The 772-nt window shown below is 49.5% G+C and carries 2 tRNA genes and 2 rRNA genes; all 4 read left to right on the forward strand.

What is annotated here, in order from left to right:
* Positions 1 to 100, forward strand: a 16S ribosomal RNA gene (locus WFK59_RS21935); the annotation flags it as partial.
* Positions 101 to 174: 74 nt separating this feature from the next.
* Positions 175 to 251: transfer RNA gene (locus WFK59_RS21940), tRNA-Ile, on the forward strand.
* Between the two features lie 142 nt (positions 252 to 393).
* Positions 394 to 469, forward strand: a tRNA-Ala gene (locus WFK59_RS21945).
* Between the two features lie 212 nt (positions 470 to 681).
* Positions 682 to 772 (forward strand): 23S ribosomal RNA (locus WFK59_RS21950); the annotation flags it as partial.

Below are 772 nucleotides of genomic sequence, written 5' to 3' on the forward strand. Positions count from 1 at the left end.
CTTAACCTTCGGGAGGGCGCTTACCACTTTGTGATTCATGACTGGGGTGAAGTCGTAACAAGGTAACCGTAGGGGAACCTGCGGTTGGATCACCTCCTTACCTGAAGATACTTTCCCGCGAAGTGCTCACACAGATTGTCTGATAGAAAAGTAACGAGCAGAAAAAACCTCTACAGGCTTGTAGCTCAGGTGGTTAGAGCGCACCCCTGATAAGGGTGAGGTCGGTGGTTCAAGTCCACTCAGGCCTACCAAATTCGCACTCACGCTGCGTTATGTCTCCGGCTCGCATAGTTCACTATGCTTCGCGGAAACATGCCTTGCCTGAGCACGAATTGCATTTCTTACGAAGTGTACTCGGTTGAGTGGTAGTAGTGGTCTCTGCAGTAACTGTATGGGGCTATAGCTCAGCTGGGAGAGCGCCTGCCTTGCACGCAGGAGGTCAGCGGTTCGATCCCGCTTAGCTCCACCATACCGTCTTACTGTTTTTTCTGAAAAAAATACTTCAGAGCGTACCGGCAACGGTGTGCTGCGAAGTATTATGCTCTTTAACAATCCGGAACAAGCTGAAAATTGAAACGACATGTCGTTTTCATTCTCCGTAATAAGAATGAAAAATACGATGTGTTCGAGTCTCTCAAATGCTTGCAACACGCAGCGTTGAAAAACGCCTGTGGGTTGTGAGGTTAAGCGACTAAGCGTACACGGTGGATGCCCTGGCAGTCAGAGGCGATGAAGGACGTGCTAATCTGCGTAAAGCGACGGTAAGGTGATA

The sequence above is a fragment of the Pantoea sp. USHLN298 genome, from assembly GCF_037149395.1.
GTDB lineage: Bacteria > Pseudomonadota > Gammaproteobacteria > Enterobacterales > Enterobacteriaceae > Pantoea > Pantoea astica.